The organism is Flammeovirgaceae bacterium (assembly GCA_015180985.1).
Lineage (GTDB): Bacteria > Bacteroidota > Bacteroidia > Cytophagales > Cyclobacteriaceae > UBA2336.
In genome coordinates this window covers 454,935-470,445 of the sequence record CP054185.1, presented here as the reverse complement: position 1 = coordinate 470,445, position 15,511 = coordinate 454,935, and the positions used below count along the sequence as shown (strand labels likewise).

The following is a 15,511-nucleotide window of genomic DNA, read 5'->3' as shown; positions in this document are numbered from 1 at the left end:
GCCCCTCTCCAGCGGAGAGGGGAGAAAAATTATTTAGATTTTGTTTTTGATTTTGACGCAGCCCTGGAATTTCCTTTAAGAAAAGCCGCTACCGAATCGGACACAAACGTACCCCAGCTAAGATTATCCTTACCGGGTTTTTGTAGCCGGGCCCGTTCGATAGCCATTTTCGCGGCATGTTCAACTACCCACTCAAAATTTTCCTGGCCAACGGAGTTGACATCGGCATCGGGGGCGGGGTTGCAAAAATCAATAGCGTAGGGTACGCCTCCGCGCACAGCCATCTCTACGGTGTTAAAATCATAGCCGAGCGCGTGGTTTAATTGTAAAACATAGTCATGCACTTTCTTAACCATTTTTTCCGATGCCGGGCTACTATTTACCACGTAGCGCAAATGATGGGGGTTTCTCGGCTCATACTGCATTACACGCACATACTTTCGGCCGAGGCAGTAGCAGCGGAAGTACTCTTCAAAAATAATTTCTTCCTGCAGCATCATTACCAATTGGCCGGTTTCTTTGTAGGCCCTGAAGAAGTCATCCATGTTGTTGAGCTTGTATACGCTCTTCCAGCCGCCACCGGCATGGGGCTTCATGTAAGCCGGCCAGCCGATGTACTCAAAGATCTTTTCCCACGAGAGTGGAAACTTCAGGTTGCTGAACGAGGAGTCGGTAGTGTCGGTTGGTTTATCGTGCGAGGGAAGGATAACTGTTTTCGGTACGGGCACCCCGATTTTTACAGCCAGTGCGTTGTTAAAGAATTTTTCATCGGCACTCCACCAAAACGGGTTGTTGATTACGGCTGTTCCGGAGATGGCGGCATTTTTCAGGTAGGCCCGGTAAAAGGGAACATCCTGCGAAATGCGGTCGATAATCACGGCATAATCTGTCGGTTCGCCTTGCTGAACTTTATCGATCAATACCGGTTCGGCCTTAACGTCTTTCAGGCCGGCTTTATTTACGCGCTCAACGAATGCTTCGGGGAAAGAGCGTTCCATGCCAAACAGGATTCCGATTTTTTTCATAGGTTTTATTTTATCAGTGAGAGGTAATGCGGGAACATTTCGCGCCACGCGGGCCAGTCGTGCGGGCGTTCGGGGCGCACATCCAGCCAGTGGCTGATGCCTTTGTTTTTCAGGATGACTGCCATTTTTTCGTTGGCTTCCCAGCACATGTCGTGGGTGCCGGTGCCGAGTACTACAAACATGTCGCTGAAGAACGGGTTTTGTGCACCAGGCAGAAAATCGGGCGGGTTATTGAAGTACACGTTGTCATCGTAATAACCGTCAAGCTGGCTTTTTATGTCGAAGGCTGCACCCATGTTGAATACATACTTCACTACTTCGGGGTGGCGAAACGCAAAATTGGTGGCATGGTAACCGCCAAAACTGCAACCGGCCGTGGCAATGCGTTGTAAACCGGTTTCCTGTTGCATAAGGGGCACCAGTTCGTGCAATAAAAACTGATCGTACCAGATATGATTCTTTACCCGATCGGCCGGATGAATGTTTTTGTTGTACCAGCTCATTGAATCAATCCCATCCGGACAATAGATTTTCACAAGGCCTTCATCCAGGAACCAGGCAACGCTATCGATGAGTTTAAAATCTTTGTTTTCGTAATAGCTGCCCATGGACGTTGGGAACAGCATTACCGGGTATCCGCGTGTGCCAAACGCGAGGGTGCCGATTTCGCGGCCCAGGTTGGGGCTGTACCATTTATGAAAATGTTCGTGGGGCATGGCAGCGGCTGTGGAGGGTTTTGATAAAATTCTATTTTTGCTGCCTTAAAATAAGCAATTCAACTCAATATCGGTTTTGGACACCCCGCAATTGTACCATCTTGAACAATTAACTGATGTCCATTCTAAATTACTGGGGCGCGATACGATTGTGGATATCTATGTTCCGCAAGCGTTTGAAAAGGCGAATACGCCATATCCTTTGCTGATTCTCAATGACGGCCAGGATGGTAAAGCTATTGAACTGAAGGAATGCCTTGAAGATTTGAGTAAGTCAAATTCTATCCGTGAAATAATCGTGGTGGCTGTGCATGCCGGAGATCGCCTGCAGGAATACGGGGTTGCAGCACAAAAAGATTATAAGGGCCGCGGTTCCAAAGCAAAAGAATATACACGGTTTATCATGACAGAACTGGTACCCTATATTCATTACCGGTATCCTGTTTCGGAAAGTAAGACCAATCACGCTATTGCCGGATTTTCAATGGGTGGCCTGTCGGCCGTTGATATTGCCTGGAATAATGCCGACTATTTTGGAAAGGCAGGGGCCTTCAGCGGATCATTCTGGTGGCGCAAGCGCGATACTAAAAGCATGTTTTATACCGATAAACGGGACAGGCTGATGCATTTGCAGATTCGAAGAGGAAAGTTTAAGCCCGGATTAAAGTTCTGGTTTCAGACGGGCACTCTTGATGAGTTTAGTGACCGCAATGAAAATGGAACGATTGATTCTATTGACGATACACTGGATCTGATTGCCGAATTAACAAAAAAAGGATATCGTCCGTTTCAGGATATTCAGTATTACGAAATAGAAGGGGGCAAGCATAATCTCGAAACCTGGAGGCAGGCCTTGCCTGAGTTTTTAAAGTGGGCGTTTGGACGATAATGTGCCGATGTGGTAATGTGCTGATATGCCGATGAGTTGATGTGCTGATATGCCGATGAGTTGATGTGCTGATATGCCGATGAGTTGATGTGTTGATGTGCCGATGCGTTGATGTGCCGATGTGTTAATGTGATGATGTGGAAACGAATCGGATGTTGCGCTTTAAGCCTTTGAAGCCTGTTCGTTTAACGGCCGATTTTTTGAACAGTTTTTGAAACACTTCTTCGGTTAGCTCCAGCCAATCGGAGTTATCCATGCCGCCTGCTTGCGGATGCGGGTTGAAGCGCGGTTCGCGGTGCGGCTGTGCAAAGCGGTTCCATGGGCACACCTCCTGGCAGATGTCGCACCCGAAAATCCAGTTTCCGAATTTGCCTTTTACTTCGGCCGGGATTTCTTCTTTTAATTCGATGGTGAAATACGATATGCATTTGCTGCCGTCCACCACATACGGCTGGGGGATAGCCTCTGTAGGGCAGGCATCCATACAGGCCGTACAGGTGCCGCAGTAATCTTTTATGGGGCCATCGTATTCCAGTTCAAGGTCAACAATCAGTTCGGCCAGGAAAAAGAAACTACCCATGGACCGGTTTAGCAAGAGTGAATTTTTTCCGATCCACCCGATGCCCGAACGTTTTGCCCAGGCCCGTTCAAGTACCGGAGCTGAGTCAACAAAAGCGCGGCCGTTTATAGGGCCCAGTTTTTCCTGCAACCGGAATAAAAATTCTTTCAGCTTGTCTTTAATCACGAAGTGATAATCTTCGCCATAGGCATACCGTGCAATTTTCAGGTTCTGCTTAGCTGTGAGGTCTTTTTCGGGAAAGTAATTGTAGATAAGGCTGATTACTGATTTTGCTCCCGGAACAAGTTTGGTCGGGTCGAGGCGCTTTTCAAAGTGGTTGGCCATATAAGCCATTTTGCCGTGGTAGTTGCGCTTCAGCCACTCTTCCAGTTTGGGAGCCTCGTCTTCAAGGAATTCGGCTTTGGAAATACCGCAATAACTGAAGCCCAGTTGGGAAGCAGTTTGTTTGATGAAGTTTGTGGCGTTGATTTTCATTTTCCCTCTCCCCGTCCTTCGGACACCCCTCTCCCGGGGAGAAGGGCAGGGGTTAAAGTTTTCAATCAAACAATCCCGGTCCTTTGCCTCGGGGTTGAATAATTTTCAGGTGTTTATACGCGCGTTCGGTAACTTCTCTTCCGCGTGATGTTCGTTTGATGTAGCCCTCCTGAATCAAAAAGGGTTCGTACACTTCTTCAATGGTTTCGCCCTCCTCGCCCACCGCAGTTGCAATGGTAGAAATACCCACCGGCCCGCCTTTAAATTTTTCGATGATGGTGAGCAGTATGCGGTTATCCATTTCATCCAATCCGTTTTCATCCACGTCCAATGCCTTTAAAGCCAACTGGGCAATACTAAGTGTAATGGTGCCATCGCCTTTAATCTGGGCGAAGTCGCGGGTTCTGCGCAGCAGGTTGTTGGCAATGCGCGGTGTGCCGCGGCTTCTGCGGGCAATCTCAAAGGCAGCCTCCTTTTCAATAGGCGCATTGAGAATACCGGCTGAACGGTGAATGATTTTGGTGAGCAGCGATGAATCATAATACTCCAGCCGCGAGTTGATGCCAAACCGGGCGCGTAAGGGCGAGGTAAGCAGCCCTGCACGCGTGGTGGCACCGATTAATGTAAAAGGGTTGAGCCCAATTTGTATAGACCGTGCACTCGGACCGGAGTCGAGCATGATGTCGATTTTAAAATCCTCCATGGCCGAATAGAGGTACTCTTCCACCACCGGGTTTAGGCGGTGGATTTCATCAATAAACAGCACATCGTTAGGCTCCAGGTTAGTAAGCAACCCGGCAAGGTCGCCCGGTTTATCGAGCACAGGGCCTGACGTGATTTTAATGTTTGAGCCTAATTCGTTGGCGATGATATAGGAAAGCGTGGTCTTACCGAGTCCGGGGGGGCCGTGCAACAATACGTGGTCGAGCGAATCACCCCGTTGTTTGGCAGCCTGCACAAACACGCGAATGTTCTCAACAGTTTTGTGCTGGCCGGTAAAATCAGCAAAGGTGAGCGGGCGCAGGGCCTTCTCCATTTCCTTATCAGCCGCTGTTAATGATTCGCTGTCGCCCTTCAGGTAGTCTTCACGCATAGTGTAAGTTTTACAAAAGTACGTATTTCATGAACTTCCTTAATAAGCAACATTGTTGCATTAGCTGAATTGGGCTAACTTGCTGCCCGCTTATGAGCAATCGCACCAAAAACATTCTTTACACGGTTATCCTTCTGATAAGTGTATTTATTGTTTACCAGTACCGGAATCGATCACAAAACCCGGTTTTCATTGAAGGAAAAACCATGGGCACTACCTATCACATTACTTATTTTGATGGCGAACGGAGAGACTTTAAACAACAGGTTGATTCGATTCTTAACCAGGTCAACCAGGCTATCAATACCTATTTGCCGCAGGCTGAAGTAACGCGCTTTAATAATGGTAGCGGGGCTGTAAAGTTTCAATTGCCTTATTTGCGTCAGTTACTTGAACGTTCAAAGGAAATTGTAAGCGCTTCTTCCGGAGCGTTCGATCCGACCGTAATGCCGTTGGTAAATGCATGGGGATTCGGGCCGGCAGAACCGCTTAATCCCGATAACCTGGAGATTGACTCCATCCGTGAGTTTATCGGTTTTGAAAAAGTTGGCTTCAATGCCGACAGCGTGTGGAAAACCGATGCCCGCACCCAGCTTGATTTTGGCGGCATCGGCCAGGGTTACGGAGCCGATGTGGTGGCCGAATTTTTGAAAAGCAAAGGCATTACCGATATGCTGGTGGAAATAGGAGGTGAGGGTATGGCCCTGGGTAAGAACCGGAAAACCGGCCGGCCGTGGGAAATCGGTATACTCGATCCGAATTCTACCCGTGAAAATCAGTTTTTTAAAGCCTATGTCGGGCTCGAAAACAAATCATTCACTACGTCCGGAAATTATTTTAACTACCGCGAAATTGACGGCAAGAAATTTTCGCATACCATCGACCCGCAATCGGGTTACCCGGTAAACAATCCGCTGCTGAGTGTATCTGTTTTTTCGGCCGATGCCACCTCGGCCGATGGCTGGGCAACTGCCCTTATGGTGATGGGTGTTGAAAAGGCGAAACAAGTACTTGAGCAGCAACCTGACCTTGATGCCGTGTTGATGTACTCCGGTGAAGAGGGAAAGACAGAAGTATTCATTACTCCAGGAATAAAAGATCAGGTAACGTTAAAAAAGTAAGCATGGCACTGAAACTTTCTGTTCTTTTTTTCACGCCCCTGCTTGCCGGCTTACTGATTTATTCCTTACCCGAAGGCCGTAACCGAAACTATCGGTTACTGTTGGTTTTTGCAGGTTCGTATTTGTTCGGCATTACGGTGGTGCACATCCTGCCTGAACTTTACCGGAACAATGGTGAAGTGGAATTGATAGGCCTATTTGTGCTGGCCGGTTTTTTTCTGCAGCAACTACTGGAGTACTTTACTTCAGGGGTTGAGCACGGTCATATTCATACGCATGATCATGCGCACACCCATGCGCATTATCATCAACAGGTTTCTGCAATTGTGCTGTTGCTGGCGTTGTGTGTGCATGCTTTTTTAGAAGGCGCCATGCTGGCGCAACCGGCAGCCATGGGGTTTAATTACGATGTAAATGCCATCCTGCTGGGCATTGCCTTACACCGCGCCCCGGCAGCTTTTGCCCTGATGACGGTGCTCTCGTTTCAACTTCATTCTAAATCCAAGGCACTGCCTTATTTGATGGTTTTTTCCGTTGCTGCACCCGTGGGCTTGCTGATAAGCACGTACCTGACGGAAGCAGAAGTGCTCACTACCTCCGGCCTTACTTTTCTGTATGCACTGGTGAGCGGCAACTTTCTGCACATTTCAACTACCATTGTTTTTGAAAGCAGCCCCGAGCATCATTTTAATGCGCGCAAACTGGCCGTGGCCATTATTGGTGCCCTGGCTGCTGTAACGGTTGAATACATACTCTGATAAAATGAAAATGGAAAGTCGTAAACAAAAGGTGGCTTCTTTTTCCAGCTTCCTCGTACGCCTGGGGCGTTACTTTCTCTTTGCACTCGCCCTTATTTTCTTTTCGGTTGCCATAGGTACCATAGGTTATCATTCTATAGCGGATCTTCAATGGGTAGACAGTTTCCATATGGCGTGCATGATACTAACCGGCATGGGCCCTGTTGCCGACATGCCGACTGATGAGGCTAAACTGTTTTCATCATTTTATGCGCTTTACAGCGGAGTTGCATTTCTGAGCATCACCGCTGTTTTCTTTGCACCCATTATACACCGGCTGCTTCACATCCTTCATGTTGATAATGGCGGAGAAACCAAATAACCGCTATTTTCAAACCATGAAAATTGTTCAATCATTTCAGGATTATTCAAACCAGTACAAACAAAGCGTTGAAAATCCAGAGGCCTTCTGGGCTGAAGTTGCGAGTGATTTTTCATGGCGAAAAAAATGGGATACAGTTTTACAATGGGATTTTCATAAGCCCGAAGTAAAATGGTTTATAAACGGTAAACTGAATATCACCGAAAATTGCCTTGACCGGCATTTACCGCAACGTGCTAACCAAACGGCCCTCATCTGGGAGCCCAACCATCCGCAGGATGAATCAAAATACATTACCTACAAGGAGTTGTTGGAAAATGTTTGCCGGGTAGGCAATATGCTCAAGGCGCATGGCGTACAGAAAGGCGACCGCGTTTGCATTTACATGCCGATGATCCCGGAAACGGCCTATGCCATGCTGGCCTGCGCACGAATCGGAGCGGTGCACTCGGTGGTGTTTGCCGGCTTTTCAGCCGGTTCACTCATCGACCGCATTAATGATGCAGGATGCAAAATGGTTTTGACGGCCGATGGCGCCTATCGCGGAGATAAAACCATTAACCTGAAAGGCATAGTTGATGAAGCGCTTGAAAAATGCCCGACTGTTGAAAAGGTAATTGTGGCTGAACGAATTAATTCGAAACCAAAACTTAAAGCCGGCCGCGATTTTTGGTGGAGTGAAGAAATCAGCAAAGCAGGCGCTAACTGTCCGGCTGTTGAAACCGATGCCGAAGATCTGTTATTTATACTTTACACCTCCGGCTCCACGGGTAAACCAAAAGGAATGGTGCATACCTGCGGAGGTTACATGGTGTACACCAATTATACATTCCGCACCGCGTTTCAATATCAGGACGGTCAGGTGTACTGGTGTACTGCCGATGTGGGCTGGATAACCGGGCACTCGTATATTATTTACGGACCGCTTTCGGCAGGAGCAACCACACTGATGTTCGAAGGCATTCCTTCCTGGCCCGACTGGGGCCGCTTCTGGCACGTGGTTGAAAAGCACCGGGTAAACATTTTTTATACGGCACCAACCGCCATTCGTTCGCTCGAAAAAGCACCGCTCAGTTTTGTTAAACAGCACGATCTGCATTCCCTGAAAATTCTTGGCACCGTGGGCGAGCCCATCAACGAAGAAGCCTGGCACTGGTACCATGAGCAAATCGGGCAAAAGCGCTGCCCGGTGGTTGATACCTGGTGGCAAACCGAAACAGGCGGATTTATGATTTCGCCCATTGCCAACATTACCAAACTTAAACCGGCTTTTGCTACACTGCCCCTGCCGGGCGTGCAACCTGCCGTGATGGATGAACAAGGTAACGAACTGGCAACGAATGAAGTGGAAGGCCGCCTGGCTATAAAATTTCCCTGGCCTGCTATGGCGCGCACCATTTATGGCGACCACCAGCGGTTTAAGGATACCTACTTTTCAACATTTCCCGGAAAATATTTTACGGGTGATGGTTGCAGGCGCGACAGCGAGGGGTACTATCGCATTACCGGAAGGGTGGATGATATCATTATTGTTTCAGGTCATAACCTGGGTACTGCCGAAATAGAAAGCGCCATTGATGAACATCCGGCCGTGTGCGAATCGGCTGTGGTGGGCTATCCCCACGATATAAAAGGGCAGGGCATTTATGCTTTTGTAATCTGTTACGATAAACCGCATGAGGAAGAAAACCTGCGCAACGAAATTCGGGAGATTGTTTCAAAGATTATTGGCCCCATTGCTAAGCCCGACAAGATTCAGTTTGTGAGCGGGCTACCAAAAACGCGATCGGGCAAAATAATGCGGAGGATTTTGCGTAAAGTTGCCGAAGGTGATACCACCAACCTGGGCGATGTGACTACGTTGCTTGATCCGGGTGTGGTCGAAGAGATTAAAAACGGAGTTTTGTAAAAATTAATAACATGGAAATATCAGGAACAGTAGTAAGCCTGTTGCCGCTTCAAACCGGCCAGGGCAAAAACGGAACATGGAGGAAACAGGAATTTATTCTGGAAACACCGGGTCAATACCCGAAAAAAGTGCTTATGCATTTGTGGGGCGATAAGGTTGATGAAATAAAAATTTCTACAGGCGATAAAATTACCGCATCTGTTAATATCGAAAGCCGTGAATACAATGGACGGTGGTATACCGATGTGCGGGCCTGGAAAGTGGTAATACAAAACCAGGGCACACCATCCAGTTCCAATTCCTCAGTCGATGATCGGTTTGTCGCGGATGCAGGTGCTACTGATGATTTGCCGTTTTAAGTGTTCTTTTTTAATTGCGCATTCCCCGGGCTGACAGAAGTCATTCATTTATAATAAATGTTCTTTTATTTTTTTGACGAATCCGTTCACTGTAATAAGCCTTATGAGTAAAAAATTTGATCCGGCCCAGGAAATTCAGAACCTCCAGTTCTTCGGAGAGTTCGGTGGAGTTAATCCGTCTATTGAGGATTCTTCGACCTATACCTTTCTTCAGGCCAAGAAAATGAGTGAGCTTTTTGAAAAGGAGATTGAAGGATGCTATCTCTACTCACGCCACATGAACCCGACCAACCGGTACCTGTCGCAGGCACTGGCCAGGATGGAGGGTACCGAATCGGCTTTGGTTACTGCTTCGGGCATGTCGGCTATCACGTGTACGCTGCTTCAGTTGTGCAGTGCCGGTGATGAGGTTATTTCCAGCCGCATGATTTATGGTGGCACATACGCCTTTTTAAAAAATGTAGCTCCCCGGTTTGGCATTGCCACCACCTTTATTGATATGCGCAACCCGGCCTTGATTGAAAAGGCAATTACGCCAAACACGCGGGTTGTTTACTGCGAAACGGTTAGTAATCCATTATTAGAAGTTACAGATTTGAAAACTGTTTCTGCCATCTGTAAAAAGCATAAGCTGAAACTGGTTGTTGACAATACGTTTACACCGCTTATCGTAAGCCCTGCGCAATTCGGAGCCGATGTGATAATTCACAGCCTTACTAAATTTATCAACGGCACCAGCGATACAGTTGCCGGGGCCATTTGCGGCAGCCATGAATTTACGCATCAGTTAACTGATGTCAATTCCGGGGCGCTGATGTTGCTGGGACCGGTGATGGATAGTTTGCGTGCGGCATCGGTCCTTAAAAATCTTCACAGTTTACCTGTGCGTATGATGAAGCACAGTGAAAATGCACTCTACCTTGCCGACAAGTTAAGCAGGTCGGGTATCCGTGTCATTTATCCCGGTCTTGAAAGTCATCCGCAACACCAGCTTCTGAAAAGTATGCGTCATGCTGAATTTGGTAATGGCGGTATGCTTGTAATGGATATGGGAACAACCGAAAAGGCATTTACTCTGATGGAGGAAATGCAACGCCAGAATGTGGGCTATCTGGCGGTAAGTTTGGGTTTCTATAAAACCCTGTTCAGTTCACCCGGAGGAAGCACCTCATCGGAAATACCTGAAGAAGAACGCTACGCCATGGGTATGACGGATGGGCTGATACGGATGAGTGTAGGATTGGATCATGATCCGGAAATCACGTACAAAAAAATCCTCGGTTGCCTTAACGTGGTGGGTGTTCCTTGAGCCGGTCGGCCAAAAACTCCTCAAGCCGCAACAACAGGTGGTACTGGTTATTGCTGCGGTGAAAATTTTGTTCAGGGTAAGCTACTTTATAATACACATCGCCCAACAGGTAATCGGTTGTAAAGCGCAGGCACTGCATGTAAATCATCAGCAGGCCCGCATGATGGATGAACCGTTTTTCGGTTTCGGTAAACGTATCGCCCAGGCCGGCCAGGTATCCGCTAATTAAGGCATCGTAATACGGTTTTCTGATTTGCATTGAACTCACGCTGGTAACCGTTTCGTTAACGTTGCCGGCTACACTCCGCACCAGGTCACCGATGTCGGAAAAAAAATATCCCGGCATTACCGTGTCCAGGTCAATCGGACAAATGGGATTTTTTGTTTTCACATCAAACAGGATGTTGCTCACCTTGCAATCGTGGTGCATGATGCGCAACCGGAATTGCGGGTTGGCTTGAAGCGCATTGTAAAAATCAACCAGCCATTTTCTGTTTTGCAGCCCTTCAACGATTGTTTTTACCCGTGCCAATCGTTCAGGTAAAGCCTTGGGCAAGGCATTTTCAAACTGCTCATACCGCCAGGCCAGGTTATGGAATCCGGGAATGACCACTTCAATTGATTGGGCGTTCAGATCGGCTATTGCATTTGAAAACGCACCAAAACAGTGGGCTGCTTTATACGCCTGTTCGGGTGGCATGTTATTGTTTTCGATGTACGAGTTGGGAATGAACTGCGTAGCCCGCCATACGCGGCCGCCTTCATCAAAGAATAGAAAATTACCTGCGGTGGTTTGAACGGGTTCGGGTATCCTGAACGCTGATTGCCTGTTGAGGTAGTCGAACAAGATTTTGTAGTTGTTCACAATTTTATCAGGCTCGGTAAATACAGCCGTATTGATTTGCTGGAGCACCAGGGCTTTGTTGCCTTCGGTTACTTTGTAGGTAGTATGGATCAGGCCCGAAGTGAGTAATTCCAGTTCAGGCTGATTATATCCAAAGGCCTGGGCTGCCCTGCGTATGACCTGCACATTCATTTAATACGCATCGGTAAGTGCAAAATCATTTTTTCGATACATCCATTGGCCGCTGGTAAAGTCCGGAAATTCTACGGTTTCATTGCCCAGTTCAATGCTTTTTTCGCTGAGCGGAGTAATCGCGCTCCAGGCTGCGGCATCGTACACATCCATGGGTGTGGCCACCCCGCCTTTGATGGATTCTACAAAAGCATGAAGCACAAAGAAATCCATACCGCCATGCCCGGCACCTTCGGCATCTTTCGTCCAGCGTTGCCACAGGGGATGGTCGTACTTATCCAGGTAGGATTTGGCATCTTCCCACCGGTGCGGCTGCGGGCTGGTTCCTTCCAGGTAGATGGATTTATTTACGTCCATCCAGATGCCTTTGGTACCCTGTACACGAAAGCCCAGCGAATACGGTCGAGGCAGGTTGGTATCGTGCTGCAGCAGAATGGTTTCGCCATTGGCGCAGCGGATTTGAGTAGTCACCACATCGCCCAGCTTAAATTCAATTTTGGCATTGGGGTGATCAGCTCCGCCATTTTTAATAATGTATTCATGCAGGCCGCGCGCTTTGGAGGCAAACGAGTTGAGCGAAAGAAAACGGTTACCCCGGTTGATGTTGATCATTTGGGCTAACGGCCCAATGCCATGAGTGGGATAGAGGTCACCATTTCGATGTACTGAATGATGTGTACGCCAGGCGGCTTCCGAAAATCCTTTTTCGCCAAACTCAACCCCGCCTCCATAAGGGTTTTTGCCATCGTTGAATTTTACTTCGCGCAGATCGTGCTGGTAGCCGCCCTGCAAATGAATCAGTTCGCCAAATAATCCTTGCCGCACCATGTTCAGCACAGCCAGTACATCCCTGCGGTAGCAAACATTTTCGAGCATCATTACCTGGGCGCGGTACTTCTCGGCTGCTTTTACCACATCCCAGTGATCTTGTAACGTGATGCCAAGCACTACTTCAGTACCTACGTATTTGATACCCGCCTCCAGGCATCCGATGATCATGGGTGCGTGCCATTCCCACGGTGTGGAGATAATGATCCCGTCAAGTTCTTTCAACTCCAGCATTTTTCGCCAGGCATTTACATCGCCTTTGTAGATTTTGGGCTGCGGTTTGCCTGATTTTTTAATCATGTTTATTGAACTTTCCAGCATGCGATCGTTGATGTCGCAGATGGCAATTACGTCTGTGTCTTTTCTGCGCAGGGCCAGGTCGAGGTGATTCTGTCCGCGCAAACCTACACCGATCAATCCTAACCGCACATTCCTGTTTTGCGCAAACAAGTGTGCTGGTGGTAGTATGGAAAAGGCCGCGGTTGCCAGGCCGGTGTTCTTTACAAAATTTCTGCGGTTCATAAGCCGGGGGTTGAATTCGAAAAATAGGAATAAAAAAAGAACCCTGACGGATGAGGCCAGGGTTCGGTTATGGGTTCATGCTCCGGTTAACTTCCGCATGCCTCGCAGGCATCGGGGTTATCCAGCGAGCAGGCCATGTCGGCTTTCTTCTGTTCATAGTCGGCCACCGGCTCGTTGTAGGTTAGCGTTTGCTGTGCGGTGGCGGCGCCTGATGGAACCTCAGCCGGAACAGCAGCCGTAGCCGGCTGTTGTATGGCTGATTTATCCAGGGTGAACTTGATGGCATCGGCTGCTGCGGTTGAACGCAGGTAGTACATGCCGGTTTTTAACCCTTTCTTCCAGGCATAGAAGTGCATGGAGGTAAGTTTGCCGAAGTTGGGGTCTTTCAGGTGTATATTCAGGCTTTGCGACTGGCAGATATAGGCACCCCGATCGGCCGACATATCGATGATGGCCTTCTGCGAAATTTCCCAAACTGTTTTGTAGATGTCTTTGATGTTCTGAGGAATTTCCGGAATGGGCTGCACTGAACCGTTGGTGGCAATCAGTTTCTGGCGCATGGTTTCGCTCCATAAACCCAAGTCAATTAAATCTTTCATCAGGTGTTTGTTGGCGATGATAAATTCACCGGACAGGGTTCTGCGGGTGTAGATGTTTGAGGTGTAGGGCTCAAAACATTCGTTGTTACCGAGTATCTGTGAAGTGGAAGCGGTTGGCATAGGAGCAAGCAACAGGGAGTTGCGCACGCCATGCTTCTTTACGTCCTGCTTGAGTTGTTCCCAGTTCCAGCGGCCACTTTTTGGTGTAACCCCCCACATGTCGAACTGGAAGATGCCTTTTGAAACAGGCGACCCTTTGAAGGTTTCGTAAGGACCGTGTTGTTTGGCCAGTTCCATCGAGGCCTCCATGGCACCGAAATAGATGGTTTCGAAAATATCTTCGTTGAGCCTGCGGGCTTCTTCCGAGTCGAACGGCATGCGCAGCATAATAAACACATCGGCAAGTCCCTGCACCCCTAAGCCAATAGGGCGGTGGCGCATGTTGGAGTTGCGGGCTTCTTCAACCGGATAATAATTTATATCAATTACCTTATTAAGGTTGCGGGTTACCACCTTGGTAATCTCATACAACTTCTGGTGATCGAACTTACCTTCGTCACTTACGAATTTGGGTAACGCCAGGGAAGCCAGGTTACAAACCGCTACTTCATCTTTTGAGGTGTACTCAATGATTTCCGTGCAGAGGTTGCTGGACTTGATGGTGCCCAGGTTTTTCTGGTTTGATTTCCGGTTAGCCGAGTCTTTATATAAAATGTACGGTGTTCCGGTTTCAATTTGCGACTCCAGCACTTCGAACCATAAATCCTGAGCCTTTACCTGTTTGCGGTACTTGCCTTCTTTCTCATACTTTTCATAGAGGCGTTCAAACTCTTCGCCCCATACATCGGCCAGGCCGGGTGCTTCGTTGGGGCAGAACAACGACCACGTTTCGTTGTTCTCCACACGTTTCATAAACAGGTCCGGAATCCACAGTGCATAGAACAAGTCGCGGGCGCGCATTTCTTCCTTGCCGTGGTTTTTCTTCAGGTTGAGGAAGTCAAAAATATCGGCATGCCAGGGCTCCAGGTAAATAGCGAAACTGCCTTTGCGTTTGCCGCCTCCCTGGTCCACATAACGCGCGGTCATGTCGAAGTTGCGCAGCATGGGTACGATGCCGTTGGATGTGCCGCCTGTTCCTTTAATGTAGCTTCCTTTTGCCCGAATGTTATGGATGCTCAGGCCTATGCCACCTGCCGACTGTGATATTTTTGCGCATTGTTTCAGCGTGTCATAGATGCCGTCAATGCTGTCATCCTGCATGGTTAGCAGGAAGCATGATGAAAGCTGTGGTTTTGGTGTGCCGGCATTAAAGAGTGTGGGTGTGGCGTGTGTAAACCACTTTTCAGAAAGCAGGTTATAGGTTTCGATGGCTGCCGGAATATCTTCACCGTGTATCCCAACGGCAACACGCATCAGCATGTGCTGGGGGCGTTCAACCACTTTGCCGTCAATTTTCATCAGGTAGGAGCGCTCCAGTGTTTTGAAGCCGAAATAGTCATACCCGAAATCTCGATCGTAAATAATGGCTTCGTCCAGTTCGGCCGCATGCTGGTGGATAACCCGCCAGGTTTCTTTGGAAATAAGGGGTGCATTTTCGCCTGTTTTGGGGTCCACATAGGTATAGAGTCGTTTCATTGTGCTAGAGAACGACTTGCTGGTAACCTTGTGCAGGTTTGAAATGGCCAGGCGGGCAGCCAGGCGGGCATAATCCGGATGCTTGGTGGTTAATGTGGCGGCTGTTTCGGCCGCCAGGATATCCAGCTCAACGGTGGTTACGCCATCGTACAAACCGTTAATGACTTTCATGGCCACTTCTACCGGGCTTACATATTTCATGTCAAGTCCGTAGCAGAGTTTTTCGATGCGGGCAGTGATTTTGTCGAACTTCACGGACTCACGGTGTCCGTCTCTTTTAATGACAAGCATGTAGAC

General features: G+C 48.4%; 14 protein-coding genes. 7 read left to right on the top strand and 7 right to left on the bottom strand.

Features of this window, described 5'->3' with window-relative positions:
- Positions 1–29: 29 nt before the first annotated feature.
- Positions 30–1,025, bottom strand: a complete 996-nt coding sequence (locus HRU69_02265; protein ID QOI96373.1) for a hypothetical protein — start codon at positions 1,023–1,025, stop codon at positions 30–32.
- Positions 1,026–1,030: 5 nt separating this feature from the next.
- Positions 1,031–1,741, bottom strand: a complete 711-nt coding sequence (locus tag HRU69_02260) for an esterase family protein (GenBank protein ID QOI96372.1) — start codon at positions 1,739–1,741, stop codon at positions 1,031–1,033.
- A gap of 67 nt (positions 1,742–1,808) precedes the next feature.
- Here HRU69_02260 and HRU69_02255 point away from each other — a divergent pair, with 67 nt between their 5' ends.
- The gene (locus HRU69_02255) at positions 1,809–2,630 is read left to right on the top strand and encodes an esterase family protein (protein QOI98802.1); all 822 of its coding nucleotides are present in this window, start codon (positions 1,809–1,811) and stop codon (positions 2,628–2,630) included.
- Positions 2,631–2,754: 124 nt separating this feature from the next.
- Here HRU69_02255 and queG read toward each other — a convergent pair whose 3' ends face one another.
- Complete coding sequence (gene queG / locus HRU69_02250; protein ID QOI96371.1) at positions 2,755–3,684, bottom strand: tRNA epoxyqueuosine(34) reductase QueG; 930 nt, start codon at positions 3,682–3,684, stop codon at positions 2,755–2,757.
- A 61-nt stretch (positions 3,685–3,745) separates the two neighbouring features.
- Complete coding sequence (gene ruvB / locus HRU69_02245; protein ID QOI96370.1) at positions 3,746–4,777, bottom strand: Holliday junction branch migration DNA helicase RuvB; 1,032 nt, start codon at positions 4,775–4,777, stop codon at positions 3,746–3,748.
- Between the two features lie 92 nt (positions 4,778–4,869).
- On the opposite strand from ruvB, the gene HRU69_02240 reads away from it, so the two are divergent.
- The 6 genes from HRU69_02240 to HRU69_02215 all read left to right on the top strand — a co-directional run bounded on the left by HRU69_02240 (position 4,870) and on the right by HRU69_02215 (position 10,594).
- The gene (locus HRU69_02240; protein ID QOI96369.1) at positions 4,870–5,898 is read left to right on the top strand and encodes an FAD:protein FMN transferase; all 1,029 of its coding nucleotides are present in this window, start codon (positions 4,870–4,872) and stop codon (positions 5,896–5,898) included.
- Between the two features lie 2 nt (positions 5,899–5,900).
- Positions 5,901–6,656, top strand: a complete 756-nt coding sequence (locus tag HRU69_02235; protein QOI96368.1) for a ZIP family metal transporter — start codon at positions 5,901–5,903, stop codon at positions 6,654–6,656.
- 4 nt (positions 6,657–6,660) lie between these two features.
- On the top strand, positions 6,661–7,017 hold the full coding sequence (locus HRU69_02230; GenBank protein QOI96367.1) for a hypothetical protein: 357 nt from the start codon (positions 6,661–6,663) through the stop codon (positions 7,015–7,017).
- Between the two features lie 16 nt (positions 7,018–7,033).
- The gene (gene acs, locus HRU69_02225; protein QOI96366.1) at positions 7,034–8,926 is read left to right on the top strand and encodes an acetate--CoA ligase; all 1,893 of its coding nucleotides are present in this window, start codon (positions 7,034–7,036) and stop codon (positions 8,924–8,926) included.
- Between the two features lie 11 nt (positions 8,927–8,937).
- The gene (locus tag HRU69_02220) at positions 8,938–9,285 is read left to right on the top strand and encodes a DUF3127 domain-containing protein (protein QOI96365.1); all 348 of its coding nucleotides are present in this window, start codon (positions 8,938–8,940) and stop codon (positions 9,283–9,285) included.
- 103 nt (positions 9,286–9,388) lie between these two features.
- Positions 9,389–10,594, top strand: coding sequence for an aminotransferase class V-fold PLP-dependent enzyme (locus tag HRU69_02215; protein ID QOI96364.1), 1,206 nt, complete (start codon positions 9,389–9,391; stop codon positions 10,592–10,594).
- Here the strand turns inward: HRU69_02215 and HRU69_02210 are convergent.
- The 3 genes from HRU69_02210 to HRU69_02200 form a co-directional block, all read right to left on the bottom strand.
- On the bottom strand, positions 10,572–11,630 hold the full coding sequence (locus HRU69_02210) for an aminoglycoside phosphotransferase family protein (protein ID QOI96363.1): 1,059 nt from the start codon (positions 11,628–11,630) through the stop codon (positions 10,572–10,574). The two genes, HRU69_02215 and HRU69_02210, sit on opposite strands and share 23 nt — an antisense overlap.
- Complete coding sequence (locus tag HRU69_02205) at positions 11,631–12,980, bottom strand: Gfo/Idh/MocA family oxidoreductase (protein QOI96362.1); 1,350 nt, start codon at positions 12,978–12,980, stop codon at positions 11,631–11,633. It lies immediately after the preceding gene.
- Between the two features lie 86 nt (positions 12,981–13,066).
- A complete protein-coding gene (locus HRU69_02200) occupies positions 13,067–15,505 on the bottom strand; it encodes a ribonucleoside-diphosphate reductase subunit alpha (protein QOI96361.1) in 2,439 nt (812 codons plus the stop codon).
- Positions 15,506–15,511: the final 6 nt, after the last annotated feature.